The sequence below is a fragment of the Bradyrhizobium nivariense genome (assembly GCF_029846695.2).
Taxonomy (GTDB): Bacteria; Pseudomonadota; Alphaproteobacteria; order Rhizobiales; family Xanthobacteraceae; genus Bradyrhizobium.
This window is the reverse complement of sequence record NZ_JARWCR020000036.1, coordinates 1-25,392: the sequence shown is the minus strand read 5'-3', so window position 1 is coordinate 25,392 and position 25,392 is coordinate 1. Positions and strand designations below refer to the sequence as shown.

At 64.2% G+C, this 25,392-nt stretch carries 21 protein-coding genes and 1 tRNA gene; 12 read left to right on the top strand and 10 right to left on the bottom strand.

The annotated features are described in order from the left end of the window. Positions 1 to 31 precede the first annotated feature (31 nt). The 3 genes from QCM77_RS26165 to QCM77_RS26155 form a co-directional block, all read right to left on the bottom strand. A complete protein-coding gene (locus QCM77_RS26165; RefSeq protein ID WP_279685478.1) occupies positions 32 to 208 on the bottom strand; it encodes a hypothetical protein in 177 nt (58 codons plus the stop codon). Positions 209 to 224: 16 nt separating this feature from the next. Continuing rightward, entirely contained in the window at positions 225 to 536 is a 312-nt protein-coding gene (locus QCM77_RS26160) for a DUF1272 domain-containing protein (RefSeq protein ID WP_279666981.1), read from the bottom strand. Positions 537 to 610: 74 nt separating this feature from the next. Further along, complete coding sequence (locus QCM77_RS26155; RefSeq protein WP_279666982.1) at positions 611 to 1,090, bottom strand: Lrp/AsnC family transcriptional regulator; 480 nt, start codon at positions 1,088 to 1,090, stop codon at positions 611 to 613. A 121-nt stretch (positions 1,091 to 1,211) separates the two neighbouring features. Between QCM77_RS26155 and hppD the strand changes: the two genes are divergently transcribed. After that, positions 1,212 to 2,330 (top strand): 4-hydroxyphenylpyruvate dioxygenase, encoded by a 1,119-nt coding sequence (hppD, locus tag QCM77_RS26150; RefSeq protein ID WP_279685477.1) that lies wholly within the window; start codon positions 1,212 to 1,214, stop codon positions 2,328 to 2,330. 218 nt (positions 2,331 to 2,548) lie between these two features. Here the strand turns inward: hppD and QCM77_RS26145 are convergent, their stop codons facing one another. The 4 genes from QCM77_RS26145 to QCM77_RS26130 all read right to left on the bottom strand — a co-directional run bounded on the left by QCM77_RS26145 (position 2,549) and on the right by QCM77_RS26130 (position 7,588). Further along, complete coding sequence (locus tag QCM77_RS26145; RefSeq protein WP_279666984.1) at positions 2,549 to 3,661, bottom strand: CaiB/BaiF CoA transferase family protein; 1,113 nt, start codon at positions 3,659 to 3,661, stop codon at positions 2,549 to 2,551. Positions 3,662 to 3,860: 199 nt separating this feature from the next. Continuing rightward, positions 3,861 to 4,661, bottom strand: coding sequence for an FAD binding domain-containing protein (locus tag QCM77_RS26140; RefSeq protein ID WP_279666985.1), 801 nt, complete (start codon positions 4,659 to 4,661; stop codon positions 3,861 to 3,863). Positions 4,662 to 4,675: 14 nt separating this feature from the next. Continuing rightward, positions 4,676 to 7,018, bottom strand: a complete 2,343-nt coding sequence (locus tag QCM77_RS26135) for a xanthine dehydrogenase family protein molybdopterin-binding subunit (RefSeq protein WP_279666986.1) — start codon at positions 7,016 to 7,018, stop codon at positions 4,676 to 4,678. Between the two features lie 84 nt (positions 7,019 to 7,102). Next, positions 7,103 to 7,588: a (2Fe-2S)-binding protein gene (locus QCM77_RS26130; protein WP_279666987.1), complete on the bottom strand. Its 486-nt coding sequence runs from the start codon at positions 7,586 to 7,588 to the stop codon at positions 7,103 to 7,105. 337 nt (positions 7,589 to 7,925) lie between these two features. Here QCM77_RS26130 and QCM77_RS26125 point away from each other — a divergent pair, with 337 nt between their 5' ends. Both QCM77_RS26125 and QCM77_RS26120 read left to right on the top strand, forming a co-directional pair. Beyond that, on the top strand, positions 7,926 to 9,965 hold the full coding sequence (locus QCM77_RS26125) for a methyl-accepting chemotaxis protein (RefSeq protein WP_279685476.1): 2,040 nt from the start codon (positions 7,926 to 7,928) through the stop codon (positions 9,963 to 9,965). Positions 9,966 to 10,279: 314 nt separating this feature from the next. After that, positions 10,280 to 12,313, top strand: a complete 2,034-nt coding sequence (locus QCM77_RS26120) for a methyl-accepting chemotaxis protein (RefSeq protein WP_279685475.1) — start codon at positions 10,280 to 10,282, stop codon at positions 12,311 to 12,313. Between the two features lie 39 nt (positions 12,314 to 12,352). On the opposite strand, the gene QCM77_RS26115 is transcribed toward QCM77_RS26120, so the two are convergent. Beyond that, entirely contained in the window at positions 12,353 to 12,691 is a 339-nt protein-coding gene (locus QCM77_RS26115; RefSeq protein WP_279685473.1) for a DUF3175 domain-containing protein, read from the bottom strand. A 144-nt stretch (positions 12,692 to 12,835) separates the two neighbouring features. Between QCM77_RS26115 and QCM77_RS26110 the strand changes: the two genes are divergently transcribed. The 3 genes from QCM77_RS26110 to QCM77_RS26100 all read left to right on the top strand — a co-directional run bounded on the left by QCM77_RS26110 (position 12,836) and on the right by QCM77_RS26100 (position 16,899). Beyond that, positions 12,836 to 14,323, top strand: coding sequence for an MFS transporter (locus QCM77_RS26110; protein ID WP_279685471.1), 1,488 nt, complete (start codon positions 12,836 to 12,838; stop codon positions 14,321 to 14,323). A gap of 3 nt (positions 14,324 to 14,326) precedes the next feature. After that, positions 14,327 to 15,166: a trehalose-phosphatase gene (gene otsB / locus QCM77_RS26105; protein WP_279685470.1), complete on the top strand. Its 840-nt coding sequence runs from the start codon at positions 14,327 to 14,329 to the stop codon at positions 15,164 to 15,166. A gap of 269 nt (positions 15,167 to 15,435) precedes the next feature. Then, complete coding sequence (locus QCM77_RS26100) at positions 15,436 to 16,899, top strand: trehalose-6-phosphate synthase (protein ID WP_279668452.1); 1,464 nt, start codon at positions 15,436 to 15,438, stop codon at positions 16,897 to 16,899. 140 nt (positions 16,900 to 17,039) lie between these two features. Here QCM77_RS26100 and QCM77_RS26095 read toward each other — a convergent pair whose 3' ends face one another. After that, positions 17,040 to 17,381 (bottom strand): hypothetical protein, encoded by a 342-nt coding sequence (locus tag QCM77_RS26095; RefSeq protein ID WP_279668451.1) that lies wholly within the window; start codon positions 17,379 to 17,381, stop codon positions 17,040 to 17,042. A 196-nt stretch (positions 17,382 to 17,577) separates the two neighbouring features. Here QCM77_RS26095 and QCM77_RS26090 point away from each other — a divergent pair. Next, positions 17,578 to 17,667, top strand: a tRNA-Ser gene (locus tag QCM77_RS26090). Positions 17,668 to 17,671: 4 nt separating this feature from the next. On the opposite strand, the gene QCM77_RS26085 is transcribed toward QCM77_RS26090, so the two are convergent. Further along, on the bottom strand, positions 17,672 to 18,628 hold the full coding sequence (locus tag QCM77_RS26085) for a LysR family transcriptional regulator (protein ID WP_279668450.1): 957 nt from the start codon (positions 18,626 to 18,628) through the stop codon (positions 17,672 to 17,674). A gap of 99 nt (positions 18,629 to 18,727) precedes the next feature. Here QCM77_RS26085 and QCM77_RS26080 point away from each other — a divergent pair, with 99 nt between their 5' ends. The 5 genes from QCM77_RS26080 (at position 18,728) to metA (ending at position 25,225) form a co-directional block, all read left to right on the top strand. Continuing rightward, positions 18,728 to 19,909, top strand: coding sequence for an MFS transporter (locus QCM77_RS26080; protein ID WP_279685469.1), 1,182 nt, complete (start codon positions 18,728 to 18,730; stop codon positions 19,907 to 19,909). 12 nt (positions 19,910 to 19,921) lie between these two features. Then, positions 19,922 to 20,956: an aldo/keto reductase gene (locus QCM77_RS26075; protein ID WP_279685467.1), complete on the top strand. Its 1,035-nt coding sequence runs from the start codon at positions 19,922 to 19,924 to the stop codon at positions 20,954 to 20,956. A 123-nt stretch (positions 20,957 to 21,079) separates the two neighbouring features. After that, a complete protein-coding gene (locus tag QCM77_RS26070) occupies positions 21,080 to 22,654 on the top strand; it encodes an amidase family protein (RefSeq protein WP_279685465.1) in 1,575 nt (524 codons plus the stop codon). Between the two features lie 255 nt (positions 22,655 to 22,909). Beyond that, positions 22,910 to 24,211: an O-acetylhomoserine aminocarboxypropyltransferase/cysteine synthase family protein gene (locus tag QCM77_RS26065; RefSeq protein ID WP_279685464.1), complete on the top strand. Its 1,302-nt coding sequence runs from the start codon at positions 22,910 to 22,912 to the stop codon at positions 24,209 to 24,211. A 12-nt stretch (positions 24,212 to 24,223) separates the two neighbouring features. Then, positions 24,224 to 25,225, top strand: a complete 1,002-nt coding sequence (gene metA / locus QCM77_RS26060; RefSeq protein WP_279685462.1) for a homoserine O-succinyltransferase MetA — start codon at positions 24,224 to 24,226, stop codon at positions 25,223 to 25,225. The last annotated feature ends 167 nt before the right edge of the window (positions 25,226 to 25,392 follow it).

The following is a 25,392-nucleotide window of genomic DNA, read 5'->3' as shown; positions in this document are numbered from 1 at the left end:
ATGCTATTTAAGGTGCCAGCCCTCTATGTGCCTACATGTCCAGGCCAGCTTTATCGAGCTCATCTCTCATTCGATCTGAAAAATCGACGATCTGCCGCTTGTCGAAACCACAATACGTTGGGAGAGATTTCTCGGGCACATTTTGCGACAGCGCTGCGCCGCACCGAATTATGTACCTAAGCTCTTCCGGCGTTACTTCAATTTTCATTCCAGGCCCCACAGGTTCACCGCGCCTCCGGCGGCACGCCGCGTATCCTCGCGCAGTGCGCCGCGACATCCTCCAGACTGTATTTCAAATGCACCCGCTTGTCCGACGGAACGTGCTTCGTCACGCACACGCCCGACCGCCATTCCTGCGTGGGCCGGATCGGGCGCGCGACAAAACCGCCGCCGCAGTTCGGGCAGACGTTGGATAGTTTCGTCTCCACGCAGTCCGCACAGAAGGTGCATTCATAGGAGCAGATCCGCGCATCGGTTGCGTTCGGCGGCAGGTCGCGGTCGCAATATTCGCAGTTCGGTCGAAGCTGGAGGGCCATGGCTGAGTCTCCGTAGATTGGCCCGGATCATCGCAGATCGCACGCGCAGCACGAATGCCGCATTTCCCTCGATTTCAGCCGGGTTTGATTTCTTTTAGCGGCAGACGCGTGCTTTCCTTCAACCGGTCAAGCACGATCGATGAGCGCACATGCGCCACGCTCTGGTGCGGCATCAGCACGTCGTTGACGAGGTTGGAGAGACCTTTCAGGTCGCGCAGCACAGCCTTCAGCACATAGTCGGCGTCGCCGGTGAGCGAATAGGCCTCCTGGATCTCGTCGATTCGATTGACCAGCGCACGGAAGCGTTTCGAGTTATCCGGTGAGTGAGTCGCCAGCGTCACCTGGATAAAGGCGATCACGCCGAAGCCGAGGGCCTCGCTGGAGAGATCGGCGTGGTAGCCTGATATCACCTTCTCCTCCTCCAGCCGCATCCGCCGGCGCGAGCATTGCGAGGCCGAGAGGCCAGCGAGCTCGGCAAGCTCCTGGTTGGTGAGGCGGCCGTCGTCCTGGAGCGCGCCCAGGATCTTGAGATCGAAGGCATCCACGGAAGTCATGTGCCATTTTCCTGTTTTATGCACAGATCGTGCACAAGATAGCCAAAGAGCGTCCCGTTTGCACGCCCATTGCATGCCCTGTGAACGATAGTTCCTGACAGCAGCAATTTGGGAGAGCTCCATGGGTCCGTTTCCGCACGATGCACCGCCGGCCACGATCAGCGCCGACAATCCGATGGGCACAGACGGGTTCGAGTTCGTCGAATATGCGCATCCCAATCCGGAAGAGCTGCACGCCCTGTTCAAGCTGATGGGCTATGCGCCCGTCGCGCGCCACAAGTCCAAGACAATCACGGTCTATCGCCAAGGTGACATCAACTATCTCGTCAACGAGGAGCCCGGCACCCACGGTCACGACTTTGTCGCCGCGCACGGCCCCTGTGCCCCGTCGATGGCGTTTCGTGTCGTCGATGCGAAGAAGGCCTATGACCGCGCGATTGCGCTCGGCGCCGAACTTGCCGATGTGTCCTCGGCGCAAAAGACGCTCGATGTCCCCGCGATCAAGGGTATCGGCGGCAGCCTGCTCTATTTCGTCGATCGCTACGGCGCCAAGGGCTCGGCCTATGACAGCGAGTTCGAATGGCTTGGCGCCCGCGATCCGCAGCCCGCAGGGGCCGGCCTGTTCTATCTCGATCACCTCACCCACAACGTCCATCGCGGCCGCATGGACGTGTGGACCGGCTTCTACGAAAAGCTGTTCAACTTCCGCCAGATCCGCTTCTTCGACATCGAGGGCCGCGCCTCAGGCCTGTTCTCGCGCGCGCTGACCAGCCCCGACGGCAAGATCCGGATTCCGATCAACGAGGACGCCGGCGATTCCGGCCAGATCGAGGAATATCTGAATATCTATCGCGGCGAGGGCATCCAGCATATCGCCTGCGGATGCCACGACATCTATCGGACCATCGAAGGCCTGCGCGAGGCGGGCCTGCCCTTCATGCCGGCGCCTCCGGAGACCTATTTCGAGAGGATTGACGCGCGTCTGCCTGAGCATGGCGAGGACCTTGCGCGGCTCCAGAAGAATGGCATCCTGATCGACGGCGAGGGTGTCGTCGACGGCGGCCAGACCAAGGTGCTCTTACAGATATTCTCGGCGAACGCGATCGGCCCGATCTTCTTCGAGTTCATCCAGCGCAAGGGCGACGACGGCTTTGGCGAAGGCAACTTCAAGGCCCTGTTCGAATCGATCGAGGAAGATCAGATCCGGCGCGGGGTGTTGAAGGTGGATGCGGCAGCGTAAGCGGCCGTTGACGGGGACGCGGTGGCATTAAATGCCGCCGTCGTCCTGGCGAAAGCCGAGACTCATACCCCCAGGACCCATTGCCCCAGGGAGCGGTCGGTGGGCGGACTGGTAACTCCGAGTCTTCGTCAAACCACGTCTTCGTCAAACCACGTTTTGTGGCTATGGGTCCCGGCTTTCGCCAGGACGACCCGGAGTGTGATGCGACAGCGGAGGTCTTAACGCCCCGCTTTCCACTCCTTCGTCACCGCGCCGATCTCCGCGCCCTCTGGCTCGCGCACCACAGACGGTGTCCGTGAAAATCGCGGCGCCGGCGCCGGCTGCTTCACGCCGTGGCGTTCGACGAACACTTGGCGGGCGACCATGTGCGGATGCTCGGTCGCTTCCGACATGGTCAGCACTGGCGCGAAGCAGATGTCGCTGCCTTCCATGATCTTGCACCAGTCCTCGCGCGTCTTGCTCTTGAACACGGCCTGCAGCTTCTGCTTCAGCGCCGGCCAGGCCTTGCGGTCCATCTGCGCGTCGAAATCGGCATCGGTCAGGCCGGCGTGCTCGCGCAGCAGCGCGTAGAACTGCGGCTCGATCGAGCCGATCGAGACGAAATGGCCGCAGGCGCATTCGTAGACGCCGTAGAAATGCGCGCCGCCGTCGAGGAAATTCTGGTTGCGGCCTTCGGTCCAGCGGCCGAGCGTGGTCATGTCGAAGAAGAACGACATCAGCGATGCCGCGCCGTCGCACATCGCGGCATCGACGACCTGACCCTTGCCGGACTTCGAGGATTCCAGCAGCGCTGCGAGCACGCCGACGACGAGATAGAGTGCGCCGCCGCCGAAATCGCCGACCAGGTTGAGCGGCGGCACCGGCGCTTCCTTGGTGCCGATCGCTGCGAGCGCGCCGGTGATGGAGATGTAGTTGATGTCGTGGCCGGCGGCGTTGGCAAGCGGGCCCTCCTGGCCCCAGCCGGTCATGCGGCCGTAGACCAGCTTTGGATTGCGCGCGAGCACCACATCAGGCCCGAGGCCGAGCCGCTCCATCACGCCGGGACGAAAACCCTCGACCAGCGCGTCGGCATTCGCAAGCAGGTCGAGCACCTCCGTGATCGCTGCCTTGTCCTTGAGGTCGAGCTCGATCACCTTGCGGCCGCGGCCTGCGACCGACTTCATGCTCTTCTTGGCGCCGATCCGGTCGAGCGTGACGATTTCGGCGCCCATGTCGGCCAGCATCATGCAGGCGAACGGGCCGGGTCCGATGCCGGCGAATTCGACGATGCGGAAGCCCGATAGCGGGCCGGAGGTGCGGACGGAAGAGGTGGGGGCCGGTTGATCGAGCACGTTGTTGTTTCCTCGGGTCGCGGGCGGATTGCCGATGGTGCGGCAATCGCCTCCGACATTCCTCTGTGGGCGAGTTAATTGGCTGATTAACTTTTCTCGCCTTCACGCCAGCGAGGCAAGCGGTTTTCGTGCCGCACGGCCAAAATAAAAACGGCGCGCACCGAAGTGCGCGCCGCGGCAAATTTGCGTCGAGGCGCTATCAGCCGGCAGCAGCCACCGCGCGCTGTGCCATCACCTTGATCAGGTTGGCGCGGTACTCCGCCGTGCCGTGGATGTCGGCCAGCAGATTGCTCGACGAAATGCTGACGCTGTCGATCGCCGACGGTGACCAATTCGCCTTCAGCGCCGCTTCGATTGCGGGGACCCGCATCACGCCGCTCTGCGAAGCGCCGGTGGCGGCCACCCGAATCTCGCCCGACTTCGTCTGCGCGACGAACACGGCGGTCAGTGCGAAGCGCGAGGCCGGGTGGCGCATTTTTTCATAGCCTGCCTTCGCCGGAACCGGGAACGACACGGCGGTGATGATCTCGCCGTCTTCCAGCGCCGTCGTGAACAGGCCCTGGAAGAAGTCATCCGCCGCAATCGACCGCTTGTTGGTCTTCACGGTGGCGCCGAGCGCGAGCAGCGCGGCCGGATAATCCGCGGCGGGATCGTTGTTGGCGATCGAGCCGCCGATCGTGCCGCGATAGCGCACGGCGGGGTCGCCGAGCACCGAGGTGAGATAGGCGATTGCGGGAATCGCCTTCTTCACATCGGAATTCTGCATGATGTCGAAATAGGTCGTGCCGGCCTTGATGGTCAGCACGTCGCCGGAGAGCTCAACGCCCTGCAGCTCCTTGATCTTGCCGAGGTCGATCACGTCGGAGGGGCTGGCGAGGCGCTGCTTCATGACCGGTAGCAGCGTCTGGCCGCCGGCGAGGAATTGCGCCTCGCTCGCTTTGCCGAACAGGCTGACGGCTTCGTCAACCGAGGACGCGCGATGATAAACGGTCTGGTACATCTTCGTTCCTCCCCTTATGCCGCGTGGATCGTGCGCCACACCCGATCCGGGGTTGCGGGCATTTCCAGATTGTTCTTGCCGATAGCATCCGTGATCGCATTGATCACGGCCGCAGAGGCGCCGATCGCGCCGGCCTCACCGCAACCCTTGATGCCGAGCGGATTGCCCGGGCACAGCGTCGTGGTGTGGGAGAGGTTGAACGAGGGCAAATCGTCGGCGCGCGGCATGGAGTAATCCATGAACGAGGCCGTGACCGGCTGGCCGTTGGCGTCGTAGATCGCGTGCTCGAGCAGCGCCTGCCCGATGCCCTGGGCGAGGCCACCATGGACCTGGCCTTCGACGATCATCGGATTGATCAGTCGGCCGAAATCGTCGGCCGCGACGAAGTTGACGAAGGAGGTCTTGCCGGTGCCGGGATCGACTTCGAGCTCGCAGATGTAGGCACCGGCGGGGAAGGTGAAGTTGGTCGGGTCGTAGAAGGCGCTTTCCTTCAGGCCCGGCTCCATCCCGTCAGGCAGATTGTGTGCGGTGTAGGCCGCAAGAGCGACCATCGGGAACGCGATCGCCTTGTCGGTCCCGGCCACCTTGAACTCGCCGTTCTCGATGACGATGTCGCCTTCCGAGGCTTCCAGCGCATGCGCGGCGATCTTCTTGGCCTTGGATTCCATCTTCTCCATTGCCTTCAGGATCGCGGTGAGGCCGACGGCTGCGGATCGCGAGCCGTAGGTGCCCATGCCGAACTGCACCTTGTCGGTGTCGCCATGCACGATCGAGACCTGGCTGATGGGAACGCCTAAGCGCTCCGCGACGAGCTGGCAGAACGTCGTTTCGTGACCCTGGCCGTGGCTGTGCGATCCTGTCAGGACCTCGATTGTGCCGACCGGGTTGACCCGCACCTCGGCCGATTCCCACAGGCCGACGCCGGCGCCCAGGCTGCCGACCGCCTTCGACGGCGCGATGCCGCAGGCTTCGATGTAGCAGGACACGCCGATGCCGCGCAGCTTGCCGTCGGCTTTCGCCTGGGCCTTGCGGCCGGCAAAGCCGGCATAGTCGATCGCCTTCATCGCGGCGTCGAGCGAGGCGTTAAAGTCGCCGGTGTCATAGGCCATGATCACCGGCGTCTGGTGCGGGAACTGGGTGATGAAGTTGGTCCGGCGCAGCGCGGCCGGATCGACCTTCAATTGCCGCGCCGCCGTTTCCATCAGCCGTTCGATCAGATAGCTCGCCTCGGGGCGGCCGGCGCCGCGATAGGCATCGACCGGTGTGGTGTTGGTGTAGACCCCGATCACCTCGGCATGGATCGCCGGGATGTTGTACTGGCCCGACAGCAGCGTCGCGTAGAGATAGGTCGGCACTGACGAGGAGAACAGCGACATGTAGGCGCCGAAATTGGCATACGTCTTCACCTTCAACCCGGTGATCTTGTTGTTGGCGTCGAACGCCATCTCGGCATGAGTGACATGGTCGCGGCCATGCGCGTCGGTGAGGAAAGCCTCGGTGCGGTCGCCGGTCCATTTCACGGGACGGCCGACCTTCTTCGAGGCCCACAGCGCTACCATCTCTTCGGGATAGATGAAGATCTTCGAGCCGAAGCCGCCGCCGACGTCGGGCGCGATCACGCGCAGCTTGTGCTCGGGCGCGATGTTGTAGAACGCGGACAGCACGAGGCGGGCGACGTGCGGGTTCTGCGAGGTCGTGTAGAGCGTGAAATGCTCTTCCGCCGCATCGTAATCGGCAATCGCCGCGCGCGGCTCCATCGCATTCGGCGCGAGACGGTTGTTGGTGACGTCGAGCTTCACCACGTTGGCGGCCTTGGCGAAGGCGGCATCCGCCGCGCCTTCGTCGCCGATCACCCAGTCATAGACCTGGTTGCCGGGGGCCTCGGGATGAAGCTGCGGCGCGCCGGACTTGATTGCGGCATGGACGTCGGCGACCGCGGGCAGCTCTTCGTAGTTCACGACCACGGCTTCGGCCGCATCGCGCGCCAGATTCTTGCTCTCGGCGATCACGACTGCGACGGCCTGACCGACGAAGCGCACCGTCTCCGGCGCCATCGCCGGCCATGCGCCCATCTTCATCGGGCTGCCGTCCTTGGAGGTAATGGCCCAGCCGCAGATCAGGTTGCCGACCTTGTCGTCGACGATCTCTTGTCCCGTAAGCACGGCGACCACGCCCGGCATGTTGAGCGCGGCGGAGGAGTCGATCCCCTTCACCTTGGCATGCGCGTGCGGGCTGCGGATGAAATGGGCATGGGTCATGCCCAGCAATTTGATGTCGTCGACGTAACGGCCCTTGCCGGTAATGAAACGCTTGTCTTCCTTGCGCACGACGCGCGCGCCAATGCCTTCAACACCCATTGTCTGGTCCTCCCGACCGGAATTGTTTTCACCGCGCTTTCCCTCGAAAGCGGCAGCGGTGGTTCGTATTTCGAGGCGGGCCGCTTACTCGGCCGCCTGCGAGACCTTCATGCGTCCGGCCGCATCCAGCACGGCTTTGACGATGTTGTGGTAGCCGGTGCAGCGGCAGATATTGCCTTCGAGCTCTTGACGGACGGTGGCCTCGTCGAGCTCGCCACCATGACGATGCACGATGTCGATCGCCGACATGATCATGCCCGGCGTGCAATAGCCGCACTGCAGGCCGTGATTGTCGCGGAAGGCGGCCTGCATCGGGTGCAGCTCGTCGCCCTTGGCGATGCCTTCGATCGTGATGACGCTGGCGCCGTCGGCCTGGCCCGCCAGCATGGTGCAGGATTTCACCGCCTTGCCGTCCATATGGACGACGCAGGCGCCGCACTGGCTGGTGTCGCAGCCGACATGTGTTCCCGTGAGATTGAGGTGATCGCGCAGCAGCTGGACCAGCAGCGTGCGGTCCTCGACGTCGACAGCAACGGCCTTGCCGTTCACCGTCAGTTTGACTGTAGACACGGTTGAGGTCCTCCCGGATTGATTTTGATTGTTTCTAATTAGAGACAGCGACCCGGAACTTTGCAACTGGCATTTTGGTCGCCGGCGTCATGGAAAAGTCACTGATCCAGACGGACCTGCGTTAATTTGGGGGGCGAGTCGCCAGGATCGCAGGCGGCGCCGGGCGGATCTGGGATGCCAGCCTCTATATCCCTATGCGGTCCGCCCTGGCCGATAGAGCCGGAAACTCTGCGGGCGCGCCGAATTTACCGCCCCTTATCGATTCTGCCTTAGTTTTGCCCAGCCAGGTCAGGGGGCGGCCCCCCGGATCGCGGCTCAATAGAAAATGGGGGTGGGAATGTCCGGGCGTATCGCGTCGTCCTCGAAGCGCACAATAATGCCGACCCTCAGGTTCCGCGCCAAGATCATTCTGGGCTTTACCGCCGTGCTGGTGATCTCCGCCGGCAGCATGGCTTTCTCCTATTTCGGCTTCGAGCGGGTCTCGTCCGGGGTCGGGTCCTACCGCAGCAGCGTCACCGAGGCCGATCTCGCCCGCAATATCGACCGCGAGCTGCTCGCCTATCGCTCGGCCGTCAAATTTTTCGTCGTCACCGGCAAGGAGGACGACGCCAAAGCGGCGCTGGACACGGAGACCGGCCTGAAGAGCGCCATCGACCAAGCCATCAAGAGCGCCAAGAAGCCGGCGCGCCAGGAGAGCCTCAACAAGCTCGCCAAGGAGTTTTCCAACTTCTCCGCGACCTTCGCAAAGGTCCTCCAGGCCAAGCGTGACAGCGCGCTGCTGGTGCAGAACCAACTCACGCGCAACGCCAACCTCCTGAAATACAAGCTCGACGACGTCGGCAACAACGCCTCCGATTCCGAGGCGCAGGCGATCGAGTTCGGCACCAAGCAGGTCAATGCCCAATTCCAGACCGCGAACGCGGCGGCGACCAATTTCGTGCTGACGTCCGACCAGGCGATCGCGACCAGCGCGCTGGCGCGGCTGAAATTCGTAGAGAACTCGCTCGGCGCGGTCTATTCCATGGACGACAAGATCGTCGCCGGCCTGAAGGACGCCAGGGCGCTGTTAGGGGCCTATCGCGAAGCGCTGGAGAAGCTGATCGCCAACGCCAGGATGGTCGACGATCTCGTCACCGAGATGAGCGGCTCGGCCGGAGCGATCCTTCAGGGCGCCACCGCCACGAAGGCGGACCTCGTTGCCGAACAGCAGCGGCTGGAGTCCGAATCGGAAGCGACCATCGGGAAGACCGAGCAACTGGTGCTGATGCTGGCCGTCGGCGGCACGCTGCTCGGCGCGGTCCTCGCCTTCCTGCTCGGCACCGGCATCTCGCGTCCGATGATCGCGATGTGCAAGGCGATGCGCGAGCTTGCCTCGGGCAATTTCGACGTCGTGCTGCCGGGCCTGGGGCGCAGGGACGAGATCGGCGAGATGGCCGGCGCGGTCGAGGAGTTCAAGGTGCAGGCCGTTGCCAAGGCGGAGCGTGATGCCGCCGCGAGCGAAGTCCAGAACAAGGAAGCGAGCGCCGCCCGCCGCTCCGAACTGATCCGCTTCGCCGACGATTTCGAGAGCGCGGTCGGCGCCATCGTCTCCAACGTCTCGGCCTCTGCCGTGCATCTGGAATCGGCAGCCTCGACGCTGACCCGCACCGCCGAGACCACGCAGAGCCTGTCGAGCCAGGTCGCCGGTGTCTCCGAGCAGGCCTCCAGCAACATGCAGTCGGTCGCGACCGCGACGGAAGAGCTCTCGGCCTCGGTCGAGGAGATCGGCCGTCAGGTCCGCGATTCCAGCCGCATTGCCGAGGCCGCCGTGGTGCAGGCGAAGGAGACCGATGGTCGCATCGGCAAGCTCTCGCATGCCGCCCAGCAGATCGGCGAAGTTGTAAAACTGATCACGGCGATCGCCGAGCAGACCAATCTTCTGGCGCTCAACGCCACCATCGAGGCGGCACGCGCTGGCGATGCCGGCCGCGGTTTCGCCGTGGTGGCCAGCGAAGTGAAGTCGCTGGCAAGCCAGACCGCGAAGGCGACCGACGAAATCTCCTCGCACATCGCCGGCATGCAGGGCGCCACCGCCGAATCAGTTGCGGCGATCAAGGAGATCGGCGCGACCATCGGCCAGATCTCGTCGATCTCGACATCGATTGCGAGCGCAGTCGAGCAGCAAGGCGCGGCGACGCAGGAAATCGCGCGCAGCGTCCAGACCGTCGCGCAGGGCACTCAGACCGCCGCCACCGACATCGGTCAGGTCAACCGCGGCGCCGCCGAGACCGGCTCGGCCTCGGAAGAGGTGCTGCACTCGGCCAAGACGCTGTCATCCGAAAGCAGCCGTCTGCGCGCCGAGCTCGACCGCTTCATGGGGAATATCCGGGCGGCGTAGCGTTCCGCTGCCGCACCACCTCCAATGTCGTCCTGGCGAAAGCCAGGACCCATGACCCCAGTGAGGAGTCCTGGTGCGACGCCGGTAACCCCGAGTTTTCGTCAAACCACCCCTGTGGCTGGGTCCTGGATTGCATGTTGTTGGCGTCTTCCTGAAGGAAGATGGGACGACGAGGGAGGCGCGTCGCCTAACCGCCAGTTGCGGCGCCACAAATTTACCGCCGCTTATCCTTTGCCCCTTACCGTGCTCACGAGTCAGGAAGCGGGCTGCTTCCAGGCTGCGCCTGGTTTTCCGCGAATGGAATGGGGTGGGGAATGCCCGTCAAGTCGAAGCCGAACACATCGAAGCTGCTCACCTTGCGCTTTCGCGCAAAAATCATCCTCGGCTTCGTGGCGGTGCTGGCCATCCTCGCCATCAGCATGGCTTTCGCCTATTTCGGCTTCGAGCGGATCCAGGCCGCCGTGGCCTCCTATCGCGCCAGCGTGGCGGAAGCGGACCTTGCGCGGACGGTCGATCGCGAGCTGATCAGCTATCAGGGGCTGGCGCGGGCCTATACGCTGACCGGGGCGCCGGACGACGAGACCGCGGCCAAGGCCGCCGAAGATAATTTGAGGGTGGCGATCGCAAAGTCGACGGCCGCCACGACCGGCGCGGCGCGCCGCGAGCAGATCGGCAAGCTCGAGGCCGAGTTCCAGCGTTTTACGAAGGTGTTCAGCGAGATCATCACGCTGACGCGCGAGAACAACAAGATCGCGGCCGATGAGCTCAACAGCGTCGGCAACAAGATCCGCTTCAAGTTCGACGATCTCGCCGACACCGCGGCGCTGGCGGGGCTTGCATCCGTTCAGACCACGGCCAAGGACATCACATCGCAATATCTTGCGGTCTCCACCTCGGTCAGCGCCTTTGTCTCCAAGCCGGAGCCGAAGACCGCCGACGGCGTGATCGCCCGCATCAAGTTCCTGGAGACCTTGCTGGTCTCGATCTATGCCAACGACCAGAAGATCACCGAACGCGTCACCGAGATCGGCAATCTCCTGAAGCAGTACCGCACCTCCTTTTCGAAGCTGACCGAGAACGTGAAAGTGATCGTCAAGTCGAATGGGGAGATGACCAAGACGGCAGGGACCATCCTGAAACTCTCGGCCGAGCTGCGGTCGGAACTCTCAGCCGATCAGCAGCGCATCGAGGCGAGCGCCAATGCCACCATTGGCGACACCGAGCGGACGATGCTGATGATGGCGCTCGGCGGCCTCGCCATTGGCGCCGCGTTGGCTTGGATGCTGGGCAATGGCATTTCGCGTCCGATGATCGCGATGTGCAAGGCGATGCGCGAGCTTGCCTCGGGCAATTTCGACGTCGTGCTGCCGGGCCTGGGGCGCAGGGACGAGATCGGCGAGATGGCCGGCGCGGTCGAGGAGTTCAAGGTGCAGGCCGTTGCCAAGGCGGAGCGTGATGCCGCCGCGAGCGAAGTCCAGAACAGGGAGCAGGCCACAAGCCGCCGTTCCGAACTGATTCGTTTCGCCGATGATTTCGAGAGCGCGGTTGGCGCCATCGTCTCCAACGTCTCGGCCTCTGCCGTGCAGCTGGAATCGGCAGCCTCGACGCTGACCCGCACCGCCGAGACCACGCAGAGCCTGTCGAGCCAGGTCGCCGACGTCTCCGAGCAGGCCTCCAGCAACATGCAGTCGGTCGCGACCGCGACGGAAGAGCTCTCGGCCTCGGTCGAGGAGATCGGCCGCCAGGTCCGCGATTCCAGCCGCATTGCCGAGGCCGCCGTGGTGCAGGCGAAGGAGACCGATGGTCGCATCGGCAAGCTCTCGCATGCCGCCCAGCAGATCGGCGAAGTCGTCAAGCTCATCACTGCGATCGCCGAGCAGACCAATCTTCTCGCTCTGAATGCGACTATCGAGGCGGCGCGCGCCGGCGAAGCCGGCCGCGGTTTCGCCGTGGTCGCCAGCGAAGTGAAGTCGCTGGCAAGCCAGACCGCGAAGGCCACCGACGAGATTTCCTCGCACATCACGGGGATGCAAGGCGCCACCGCCGAGTCGGTTGCGGCGATCAAGGAGATCGGCGCGACCATCGGCCAGATCTCATCGATCTCGACATCGATTGCGAGCGCAGTCGAGCAGCAAGGCGCGGCGACGCAGGAAATCGCGCGCAGCGTCCAGACCGTCGCGCAGGGCACACAGACCGCCGCCACCGACATCGGTCAGGTCAATCGCGGCGCCGCCGAAACCGGCTCGGCCTCGGAAGAGGTGCTGCATTCGGCCAAGACGCTGTCATCCGAAAGTAGCCGCCTACGCGCCGAGCTCGACCGCTTCATGGGGAATATCCGGGCGGCCTAGGGCTTCGTTACGCTTGAGCGAGGGGCGCGCTTTCCGCGCTCACTCCCTCCCGAACGCTCGCTTCAGCTCCACCTTGGCTCGCTCCAGCCGCGTGCGCTGCGTCTGCGGCAGCGTCTTGCCGGCGCGGTTGATGTAGAACGTCAGCATCGACAGCGCCGAGCGGTAGGCGCCGGTCTTGCGGCGCGCGCTGTGCTCGGCCGAACGCTTCAGCGAAGTCGCGATCTTCTTCGCGCTGGTCAGCTTGAATACGCCTTGTTTGAGGTCGAGCGCGTCGCTCTCCCTCGTCACGCGCTGTGACCAGCGCTTTGGTGTGGCGCGTTTGGTGCTCTTGCGCGCCGCCGTTTTGCGAGAATGTGTCGTCTTTCTGACATGAGCCATGCGTCAACTCCCTGCGGCTCCATCGAAAACCAGCGGGGCGAACGGCCGTTCCCACGGGAACCTGCCCTCGCCGCAGACGTTGTCGCAGGTGGCAGGCGGAATGCCGCACCGGGGCCATGTCCATTGGTCAGATGCAACAACGCGATGGAATTGCAGCGAAGCCCAGCGCCGAATGATGGACCCGTGGTCTTCACGGCGGCCGCGGCCGACCGCATCATCGAGACCAGCATTCCCGCACGGCTCGACGCGCTGCCGTGGAGCGGCTTTCACACGCGCGTCGTGCTCGCGCTCGGCATCACCTGGATTCTGGATGGCCTCGAGGTGACACTGGCCGGCGCGCTCTCCGGCGCGCTGAAGCAGAGCCCCACCCTGCATTTCTCCAATCTCGATCTCGGCGTTGCCAATTCCGCCTATCTTGCGGGTGCGGTGCTCGGCGCGCTCGGTTTCGGCTGGCTCACCGACCGCATCGGCCGCAAGAAGCTGTTCTTCATCACGCTCGCGCTCTATCTCTCAGCAACGGCTGCGACCGCTCTGTCATGGGACGTCGCGAGCTACGCGCTGTTTCGTTTCCTCACCGGCGCCGGCATCGGCGGCGAATACACCGCGATCAATTCGACCATCCAGGAACTGGTGCCGGCGCGCTATCGCGGCTGGACCGATCTCGTCATCAATGGCAGCTTCTGGATCGGTGCTGCGATGGGCGCCGTGGCGGCCATCGTGCTGCTCGATCCCGCTGTGATCGGTCCGGATCTCGGCTGGCGCCTTGCTTATCTCATCGGCGCGGCCATCGGCCTCGTCGTGCTGCTGATGCGGATGTGGATTCCGGAGAGTCCGCGCTGGCTGATGATCCACGGCCGTCCCGACCAGGCCCACGCCATCGTCGACGAGATCGAGCGCTCGGTGATCGGACGCGACCAGGATACGAGCGACGGGCGCTTCGCCAAGATCCGGCTGAAGATGCGCGATCACACGCCGATCCGTGAGGTCGTGCACACGCTGTTCTCGGTCTATCGCCGACAGGCAATGGTCGGCCTCGTGCTGATGATCGCGCAGGCTTTCTTCTACAACGCCATCTTCTTCACCTTCGCTCTGGTGCTGACCGATTTCTACGGCATCAGCGCCGATCATGTCGGCTGGTATCTGCTGCCTTTTGCCGCCGGCAATTTCTTCGGGCCGCTACTGCTCGGCCGCCTGTTCGATACGCTCGGCCGCCGCACCATGATCATGTTCACCTATGGTGCGTCGGGCCTTTTGCTGGCGCTGTCGGGTTATCTGTTCTCGATTGGCGCCTTGAGCGCGCAGGGGCAGACCATCGCCTGGATGGTGATCTTCTTCTTTGCCTCGCCTGCCGCGAGCGCCGCCTATCTCACCGTCAGCGAAACGTTTCCCCTGGAGGTCCGCGCGCTGGCGATCGCGGTGTTCTACGCGGTCGGCACCGGCATCGGCGGCGTCATCGGCCCCGCGCTGTTCGGTGCGCTGATCGACACGGGATCACGCACGAGCGTGTTCGCGGGCTATTTGCTGGGGGCATTCCTGATGATCGCGGCCGCGATCGTGGCGTGGCGCTATGCCGTCTCAGCGGAACGCAAATCGCTCGAAGAAATCGCGCGGCCGCTTGCGTGGATGGAGTAGACTATGAAATCGGAACTGGCGGACATGGCATTGAACGACATGGCATTGAACCAGGAGCGCACCATTCCTGACGAGACGCCGGACGCAGTCCCGGTGCCGCATGCGCTCGTCCCGCATCTCGGCGAAACAGCGATCTTGCTCGACATCGACGGTACCTTGCTCGACCTGATGCCGACGCCGCGCGAGGTGTGGGTGCCGCCAGGTCTGTCGGAAACGCTGAACCGGCTGACGGAGCGCACGGCGGGCGCGCTGGCGATGGTCAGCGGCCGTTCGCTCAACGACATCGATCTGATTTTCGCGCCCGACGTCTTCCGCGCCGTCGCCGGCCACGGCGCGGAAATGCGGCTTTCCATGGACAACGAAGCCGACGCCGTCAGCGCGCCGCCGCTGGACAAGGAGCTGAAGCGGCGGCTTGCGGCGGTTGCCAAGCTCAGCCCCGGCATTCTGCTCGAAGACAAGGGTTATTCGCTAGCACTGCACTACCGCCTTGCGCCGCATGCGGAGAAGGCGATCTATGAATCCGTCTCGCTGATCCGCGCCGACCTGCCCAATGCGCCGATCGAGGTGCTGCCCGGCAAGTTCGTCTGCGAGATCAAGCATTCCGGGTTCACCAAGGCGACTGGCGTGCGCGAGTTGATGAAGCACGAGCCTTTCAAGGGACGCCGTCCGATCTTCATCGGCGATGACGTCACCGACGAGACCGTGTTCGCGATCATGCCTGACATGGACGGTCTCGCCTTCTCGGTCGGCCGCCGCGCCATCGGTGTCAACGGCCATTTCGATGCGCCGAACGATGTGCGCGCGTTCCTCGCGCGGCTGCTCGACGACACAAGATTGGAATAAGGCATCGACATCTCAGAGTCGCATTATTGCTCGCCTGGGTTCACCTCTAATTCCCTTGTAATTCTCTTGTAATTCTCTTGCGCGCAATTCGTGCTGCGCAACACAGCCACGAAAACCGACTTTGTTCAGTGAAATCCCCGGGTTCCGTGAAGAAAGCTGGTTCCAACGCGCACGCCTGAATTTGGTTTCAATTGGTTGAAACGATGATCAGGAACCATATTGATGAACGGCAGTTAAATGGGGTGGAATGAAACAGGAGGGGACGACCTGTGAATTTAGTCGTCGTTTCGAATCGCGTCGCGCGCGGCAAGCCCAATGAGCCCATGACGGGCGGTCTCGCGGCGGCGTTGCTACCTGTCGTGGAACATTCGGGCGCGATCTGGGTGGGTTCCTCGGGCCGCGTGCGTGACGGTCATCAAAAGGAACCGTTCGCCGAGATCGAAGCGCTGGGTTCGGGTGCGATCGCGACGCTGGATCTGCCGGCGGCGCACTACGGCGGGTACTACGAAGGCTTCGCCAATTCGGCGCTGTGGCCGGCGCTGCATTCTCGCAGCGATCTGATCCGCGTCTCGCGTGACGACTATGTCAGCTATCGCGAGGTCAGCGCCTTCATGGCGCGCGCCTTGATGCGCTTCCGGAAAGCAAAGACGGCGTTCTGGGTGCAGGATTATCATTTCCTCGCGCTCGGCGCGTCGCTGCGCGATCTCGGTGTCGACGATCCGATCGGCTTCTTTCTGCACACGCCGTGGCCGGTCGCCGCGGTGATGCAAGGTGTGCCCAATCATCGCGAGCTGATCACGGCGATGCTGGCCTACGATCTGCTCGGCTTCCAGACCAATGACGATTGCCAGAATTTTCTCGGCTATGTCGCGGGCGAGCTGGGTCTCGTTGTCGAGGACGGCGTTGCGATCTCGCAGCATGGCCGTACACGCTGCGAGGTCTTTCCGATCGGCATCGACGCCGAGAAGTTTGCGCAATATGCGGCGAAGTCGGCTTCGCACCCGGACGTCTCGCGGCTGCGGCGCAGCCTCAACGGCGAGCGGCTCGCGATCGGCGTCGACCGGCTCGACTATTCCAAAGGCCTCGTCAACCGCATCAGCGCGTTCGACCGGCTCTGGACCGAGCAGCCGCAGTTCTCGCGCAGCATTTCGCTGCTTCAGATCGCAAATCCCTCGCGCGGTGCCATCGAGGCCTATGGCAACCTCCAGAACGAGGTCGCGCGTCTCGTGTCCGACGTCAATGGCCGCCACGGCGAGGCCGACTGGACGCCGATCCGCTATCTCAACAAGGGCTTTAGCCAGGCCGTGCTCGCGGGTCTCTACCGCACCGCGCAGATCGGCGTGGTAACGCCGCTGCACGACGGCATGAACCTGGTCGCCAAGGAATACGTCGCCGCGCAAAACCCGGCCGATCCCGGCGTTCTGGTGCTGTCGAAATTCGCCGGTGCGGCCAACGAGCTCGACGCTGCCCTGCTGGTCAATCCACATGATATCGACGGCATGGCGCGCGCCATCGCGGTCGCGGCCGCGATGCCGCTGATCGAACGCAAGATGCGCTGGGAAGCGATGATGAAGAAGCTGCGTGGCCACACCATCCAGCAATGGTCGACGGATTTCGTCGCTGAGCTGGAAAAGTGCCGGACCGAGAAGATCGCAGCGGCGCCGCTCGCCGCGCAGCCGCCGCAGGCGTTGCGCTGGCTGAAGTCGGCGATCTCGGGTGTGCGGTTGATCTAGTTCTTCTCGCCCCATCCTTCGGGGAGAGGGGCCGCTTTCCGAGAACTCATCCGTTTCCGTTTGCTCGACTGTTTCCTCTCGTCATGGCCGGGCTTGTCCCGGACATGACGGAGTCTCCGGCGCGCGCGTGATACGGCATCTCAATAGCAATACGATACCCCCTCCAAAATCGCGCATTGTCGCTTGTTCGGCGCGTTCGGATCGTCCAGCGGCACCATGCCCTTGCCCTGGCCGACGAACACGCCAGGCCCGACATGCACCGAGCTCTTGTTGCCGATGATCACGCTCTGATGTGGAGTCGAGCTCGAGCGCGTGCCGTCCGGCCAGAGGATGGCATCGCCCGAAAGCATCCCGTGCCGTCCGTCGTCACAGCTGACGTCGGCCCCTTGCCGGGTGCAGACCTGTGCGGCGGCCGGTACGGCGAAGGAGGCGGCAAGGCCCGAAATCAGGCTCAGCGCGGCGATGGTGCTGCGGATGGTCACGGTGCCTCCCGACTTGTTTGACGGCCTTGAGTGAATCGTCGCGCCAAACCCACAGCCGGTTCAGCCGGCGGCCGGTTCCGAGCGTTAGAGTGGCACCTGATATTCTCTATGAAATACAACATCTTACGGAAATTTCACCCGATTTCCCCGCGATCCCTTGCAAAATCATCGGCGCCCCTTCAAGAGAGTGCGCTCCGGAGAGATGGCCGAGTGGCTTAAGGCGCACGCTTGGAAAGCGTGTGTGCGGGAAACCGTACCGTGGGTTCGAATCCCACTCTCTCCGCCACTCGTCACCCCACTACCACCCTCCACCGCCCATCCCCCGCCCGTTTCAGCGCGGGATCGCTCACCCGCACATGCTCCGCCAGAAAATCGATGAACGCACGCACGCGGGCCGGCAGGGGCGCAGTGTGGCCGACATAGACGGCGTGGATGTCTTCGCGGTCGCCGGGATTGTAGTTTTGAAGAACCGGAACGAGATGTCCGGATTCGATGTCGGGGCCGATGTGGAAGAGGGCGAGGCGGGCGAGCCCGACGCCGCCAAGCGCGAGACGGCGGGCGATTTCGCCGTCGCTGGCGCGCGCGACGGGCGGCGGCACGGCTTCTTCGGTGTGGTCGCCGCGCTTGAATGGCCAGCCACGGATCGTACGCGGGAAGGTCCAGCCGATGCCGCGATGCTCGGTGAGCTCCGCCGGAATCTTCGGCGTGCCGCATCGCGCGAGATAGTCCGGCGCGCCGACCACGACCATCCGGCTGGTGCCAAGCTTTCGCGCGACGAGACGTGACGCTCGCAAGGGACCGACGCGGATTGCGACGTCGGCGCGCTCCTGCATCAGGTCGATCAGCGTATCGGTCAGCACCAGGTCGAGCGTGACGTCTGGATGCAGTTCGAGGAAGCGCGGGATCAGCGGCATCACATGCAGCATGCCGAAGGGAATGTTGCAGTTGACCGTGAGTCGGCCCCGCGGCGTCGCGCCGGAGGCCGCCTCGCGCTCGGCTTCCTCCATCTCGGCGAGGATGCGCACCGTGCGCTCGTAGAAGGCTTGGCCTTCCTCCGTCAGCGTGAGCTTGCGCGTGGTGCGGTTGATCAGCCGCGAGCCGAGCCGCGCTTCCAGCCGCGAGATCAGCTTGCTCACGCCCGACGGCGTCAGGCGCAATTTTCGCGCGGCCTGGGTGAATCCGCCTAAGTCGACGACGCGGACGAAAACCTCCATCTCGGCGGAGCGATTGGTGTCGAAGCGGGCCATGTTGAATTCATGTCACAAATGATTGGATTATGGACATCCTAATCACTTTGCCGCGGTGCGGCTATCTGCGTGGCCTCGTCTCATGCATTGGAGCCACGCATGCCTCCCGCCGTCCTCGCCCTCACCGCTGGTGCCTTCGGCATCGGCACCACCGAATTCATCATCATGGGCCTGCTGCTCCAGGTCGCCGCCGACATGCACGTGTCCGTTCCGGTCGCGGGTTTGTTGATATCGGGCTATGCGCTCGGCGTGTTCGTCGGCGCGCCGGTGCTGACACTGGCCACGCGGCGGATGCCGCGGAAAGCCGTGCTGCTCGCGCTGATGGCGATTTTCACGCTGGGCAATGCGGCCTGCGCACTGGCGCCGAACTACGAATTGCTGATGGCGGCGCGCGTACTGACCTCGCTCGCCCATGGCACCTTCTTCGGTGTCGGCTCGGTGGTCGCGACCAGCCTTGTCGCCGAGGACAAGCGCGCCTCCGCGATATCGACCATGTTCATCGGTCTCACGGTCGCGACGCTGCTCGGCGTGCCCTTCGGCGCCTGGTTCGGCCTCATGCTCGGCTGGCGCGCGGCGTTCTGGGCGGTGACCGCCATCGGCGTGATCGCCTTTGCGGTGGTGGCGGCGCTGGCGCCCGGCCATGTCGGCAACGGCGACAAGCCGATCTCGCTCGCCGAGGAAGTATCGGTCCTCGGCCGTCCGCAGGTTCTGCTCGGCCTCGCCATGACCGTGTTCGGCTTCGCCGGCCTGTTCGTCGTCTTCACCTATATCCAGCCGATTCTGACGCGCTTCACCGGCTTCCCGGAGACCGCGGTCTCACCGATCCTGCTGGTATTCGGCGCAGGTCTCGCGATCGGAAACGTCGCCGGCGGCAAGCTTGCCGACCGTGGCCTCGCCCGTGCGCTGATCGGAACGCTGGCCGCGCTCGCCATCGTGCTGCTCGGCCTTGCCGCCGTGCTGTCGGTCAAGATCCCTGCCGTCGTGCTGATCCTGCTGCTCGGCATCGCGGCCTTTGCAACCGTTGCCCCGCTCCAGCTTCGCGTGCTGGAAGCCGCCGGCCCCAGTGGACGCACGCTCGCTTCGAGCCTCAACATCGCCGCGTTCAATCTCGGCAACGCGCTCGGTGCCTGGGTCGGCGGTGTCACCATCGACCGCGGGCTCGATCTCTCCGCGCTGCCTCTGGTCGCGGCCGGCATCACGGCGGTTGGCCTCGTGCTGGCGCTGTGGAGCCTTCGGCTTGACCGGGCACAGGCCGCCGTTGCGGCTTGCCCGGCGGAATAGAGGAGAGCGATCATGGACCACCGCAATCTCGGCGCTTCCGGCCTTAGGGTACCCGTCCTCAGCTTCGGCACCGGCACGTTCGGTGGCCAGGGTCCGCTATTCTCGGCCTGGGGCCGCAGCGGCATTGAGGAGGCGCGCAGGCTGATCGACATCTGTCTCGATGCCGGTGTCAATTTGTTCGACAGCGCCGACGTCTATTCGAATGGCGCCTCCGAGGAGATCCTCGGCGCTGCGATCAAGGGCCGCCGCGACAAGGTGCTGATCTCCACCAAGATGAGCCTGCCGATGGGCGATGGCCCGCTCGATGCCGGCTCGTCGCGGCAGCGACTGCTGACCTCGGTCGACGCAGCGCTGCGCCGCCTGGGCACCGATCATATCGACCTGCTCCAGCTCCACGCCTTCGACGCATTTACGCCGATCGAGGAGGTGCTGTCGACGCTGGATATGCTCGTGCGCGCCGGAAAGCTGCGCTATGTCGGCGTCTCGAATTTCGCGGGCTGGCAGCTGATGAAGTCGCTCGCCATCGCCGACCGGCACGGCTGGCCGCGTTATGTCGCGCACCAGGTCTATTATTCGCTGCTCGGCCGCGATTATGAGTGGGAGCTGATGCCGCTCGCGCGCGACCAGGGCGTGGGCGCGCTGGTCTGGAGCCCACTCGGCTGGGGCCGGCTCACCGGAAAGATCCGGCGTGGCCAGCCGCTGCCGCAAGGAAGCCGCCTGCACGCCACCGCACAGTTCGGCCCGCCCGTGGACGAGCAGCGCCTTTACGCCGTGATCGACGTGCTTGATACGATTGCTGCGGAGATCGGCCGCACTGTGCCGCAGGTCGCGATCGCCTGGCTGCTGGCGCGCCCCACCGTCTCCTCCGTGATCATCGGTGCTCGCGACGAGGCGCAGCTGCGCGACAATCTCGGGGCGGTCGGCTGGTCGCTGAGCGCGAATCAGATCAAGCGCCTCGACGAGGTCAGCGCGGTGATGCCGCCCTATCCCTATTACCCCTATCGTATCCAGGAGGGTTTTGCGCGGCTGAACCCGCCACCGGTGTGAGCGGCGGCGGTCGCTGACAATTCGTCGCATTGGCCGCGCCCGCCAGCGCGCCATGCAGAAACGCTGCTGTACAGGCCACATCGCTCTCCGTAACGTCCGCCGCGCAATTTCAGGAGATGCGACGTGGCGAAGAAGACGGCGACCAAGAAGAAAAGCGTTTCAAAGAAAACAGCGAAGACCTCCAGCAAGAAAAGCACCGTTCGCAAGGGCGTGGTTGCGAAGGCCGCAGCGAAGACGGTCAAGAAGGCCGCTCCGCGCAAATCGTCCGCGCCACGCCGCCCCAAAGGGCCAGCCTGGCAATGGTCTGCGGTCGAGACCGCAGCCGCGATCCGCTCCGGCGCGATCTCCGCTGTCGAGACCGTCGAGGCGCATCTCGAACGGATGCGTGCCATCAATCCGAGGCTGAACGCCGTCGTCGTCGATCTCTCGAAGGAAGCGTTGGCTGCGGCGCATGCGGCCGACAAGCAGCGCGCGAAGGGCCGCGAACTCGGCCTCCTGCATGGCGTACCGATCACGATCAAAGAGAATGTCGACTACGAAGGCCGTCCAAATTTCAATGGCGTTCCCGCCAACAAGGGCCTCATCGCGCCGTCGGATTCCCCCGTGGTGCGCAACCTGAAGAAGGCCGGCGCGATCGTCATCGGCCTCACCAACACGCCGGAATTCTCCTTCCGCGGCTTTACCGACAATCCCCTGCACGGGCTGACGCTCAATCCCTGGGATCCGAACATCACCTGCGGCGGCTCCTCCGGCGGGGCGGGTTCGGCGGTCGCCGCCGGCATCGGCACCATCGCGCATGGCAACGACATCGGCGGCTCGCTGCGCTGGCCGGCGCATTGCAACGGCGTTGCAACCATCAAGCCGACGCAGGGGCGTATTCCCGCGTTCAACGGAAGCGCAACCGCCGAGCGGCCGATGCTGGCGCATCTGATGTCGGCGCAGGGGCCGCTCGCCCGCCACGTCGCCGACGTTCGTCTCGCGCTGGAGGTGATGAGCCAGCGCGATCCGCGCGATCCCTGGTGGGTGCCGGCACCGCTGGTCGGGCCAAAGCCGAAGGGACCGATCAAGGTCGCGCTGGCCAAGATCCCCGAGGACATGGACGTCGATCCGTCTGTGCGAACGGCACTGCGTCAGGCCGCCGATCATCTGGAACGTTCGGGCTATCGTGTCAGCGAGGTCGATGTGCCCGACATCAACGGCGTCTGGCAGACCTGGTGCGACATCATCACTAACGAGACGATGGTGATGCAGGAAGCCGGCATGCTGGAGGTGACGTCTGAAGACTTCCACAAGGCGTGGGGCGGCATGAAGGCCAAGGCCAACGTGCTCGACCTCAAGGCCTGGATGCAGGCCACCGCCGCGCGAAACGGCCACATCCGCGCCTGGCAATTGTTCTTCGAGGAGTATCCGGTCGTGCTGGCCCCGACCACGGTGAAGCCGACGCCAGGCCCGCGCGAGGACACCGTCAGCCCCGAGCGTGTGCGCGAGATCTTCTGGGGCGAGATCCGCTTCATCTCCGCGATCAACGTGCTGGGCCTGCCCGGCGCCGTGGTGCCGGTGGCCTTGCATGATGGCAAGCCGATCGGCGTGCAGCTCATTGCCGGGCGCTATCGCGAGGACCTCGCACTCGATGCGGCAGCCGCGATCGAGAAGCGCGCCGGCGTGCTCGCCCATCGGCTGTGGGAACAGATGGGCTGATAGAGTACGAAGGTCTCACCTTCTCCCCCCTGCACAAGGGGAGAAGGGAAACCACTCAGCTGGCTGCGCAAAACTTCATTCATCCAATTTGACTCGAATTTTGGCCAATTCACCAATAACCGTTAGGGTTACTTCCTCGATCTCTAGACGAATTATTGTCCGCTTTACCACCCGCCTCTAACAGAGGGACGGCGGACAACGCACATGCCTCATACAGGCCAATAAGTGCGGCCCGCTCCACGCGGAGGTGGCACGATGCGCAACGAGACGATCGCTATTCACGCCGGCTACGAGCCCGAAGCCACCACGCACGCGGTTGCCGTGCCGATCTACCAGACCGCGGCCTACGCCTTCGACAGCGCCGATCACGGCGCGGCGCTCTTCAATCTCGAGGCCGAAGGCTATCGCTACAGCCGCATCGCCAATCCGACCAGCGCGGTGCTGGAGAAGCGTATCGCCGAGCTCGAGGGCGGCGTCGGCGCGCTTGCGGTCGCGACCGGGCAGGCCGCGTTGCATTTCGCCTTCGTCAACGTCGCCGATCACGGCGGCAACATCGTTTCTATGCCGCAGCTCTACGGCACCACACATACGCTGCTCTCGCACATCCTGCCGCGGCAGGGCATCACCGGCCGCTTCGCCGAGAGCGACAAGCCTGAGGCGGTCGAAAAGCTGATCGACGAGAACACCCGCGCCGTATTCGCCGAAACCATCGGCAATCCCGCCGGCAATGTCTGCGACATCGAGGCGCTGGCGAAGATCGCCCATGCGCACGGCGTACCGCTGATCGTCGATAACACGGTCGCGACCCCGATCCTGCTCAAGCCGTTCGATTACGGCGCCGACATCGCTGTCCACTCGCTCACCAAGTTTCTGGGCGGCCACGGCACGACGCTCGGTGGCGCCATCGTCGATTCCGGAAATTTCCCGTGGGCGAAATACGCCGATCGCTTCCCCGGCTACAACAAACCGGACGCGTCCTACCACGGCCTTGTCTATGCCGAGCGCTTCGGCAAGACCGCCTATATCGAGCGCGCGCGCAGCGTCTATCAGCGCACCATGGGTTCGGTGCTGTCGCCGTTCAACGCCTTCCTGCTGCTCCAGGGCATCGAGACCGTGGCGCTGCGGATGGAGCGCCATGTCGAGAACGCCCGCAAGGTCGCCGAATTCCTGCGCAACGACCCGCGCGTCGCCTGGGTCAATTACACTGGCTTCCCGGACAGTCCCTATTATCCACTGGTGCAGAAATATCTGGACGGCAACGCGTCCTCCCTGTTCACCTTCGGCATCAAGGGCGGCATGGAAGCCGGCAAGTCCTTCTATGATGCGCTGAAGCTGATCACGCGCCTCGTCAATATCGGCGATGCCAAGTCGCTGGCCTGCCATCCGGCCTCGACCACGCATCGGCAGATGTCGGCGGAGCAGCAGCGCGTCGCCGGCGTTTTGCCGGAAACGATCCGCCTCTCGATCGGCATCGAACATTTCGCCGATATCATCGAGGACCTCGACCAGGCGCTGGAAAAGGCCTGCCCGTCCGCGCGCCTCCAGGCCGCGGAGTAGGCGGCAGCGCCGATGACGATCTTGATCGACAGGGATCAAGGCATATCGAGCCCGGCGCTGGTGCCGGGAGAGGGCGATCTGGCGCGCGAGCGCGGCGGCGCCGAGCTCACCATCGGGTTGATCAACAACATGCCGGATCCGGCGCTGAAGGCGACCGAACGGCAGTTCATGAAGCTGCTCCAGACCGCAGCAGGTCCGCGCCGCATCCGCTTCCACTGCTTCTCGTTGCCCTCGGTAAAGCGCTCGCCGGAAGCGAAGTGGCATGTCGAGAGCGAATATTCGGAGCTCGCCGAGCTCACGCGCCACAAGTTCGACGGGCTGATCGTGACCGGCGCCGAGCCGGTTGCGCCCGAGCTCGACCAGGAACCGTACTGGCGCGATCTCACCGAGCTGATCGACTGGGCCAAGGTCAACACGCGCTCGACGATCTGGTCGTGCCTCGCCGCGCACGCCGCGGTGCTGCATCTCGACCGCATCGAACGGCGGCGGCTGCCGGCCAAATGTCACGGCATTTTCGACTGCGAAGCCGTGACCAGCGATCCGCTGACGCGCGCCGCGCCTGCGCCCCTCAAGGTCTCGCATTCGCGTCTCAACGAGATCGCCGAGAGCGACCTCGCGCAGGCCGGCTATCAGGTGCTGACGCGTTCGGCGAAGGCCGGCGTCGATATCTTCGTCCGACAATATGCCAGCCAATTCGTGTTCTTCCAGGGCCACCCGGAATACGACGCGCTGTCGCTTCAGCGCGAATATCTGCGCGATATCGGCCGTTATCTCGCGCGGGAGCGCGACAATTATCCGCAGCTGCCCGTGAGCTATTTTGACGCAGTGACGGAGGAGAAGCTTGCCCGCTTCGAGAAACAGGCAAGGCACCAGCGCCACCCCGCACTCAGCAACGAACTGCCTGCGCTGAATTTACGCGCCGATATCGCGGCCGGTAGCGCGGCGGCGGCATTGTTTCGGAACTGGCTGCAATATCTCGGCGCGGGGACCGATGCGTCGGTGCTTGCGCGTTAGCAGTCTGCTGAAGAACCCCCTCGCCACGGAGGGGGCTTGATGATTCACTTTATCCATCTCGAATCGTCAGAGGCGATCATGCGCGGCAGGTTTAAGGACCAGGGCGGCCTGTTTTCGTACATCGCGCCCGATAAGCGGGTGCCAGCGAACCATCCGCTGCGGAAGGT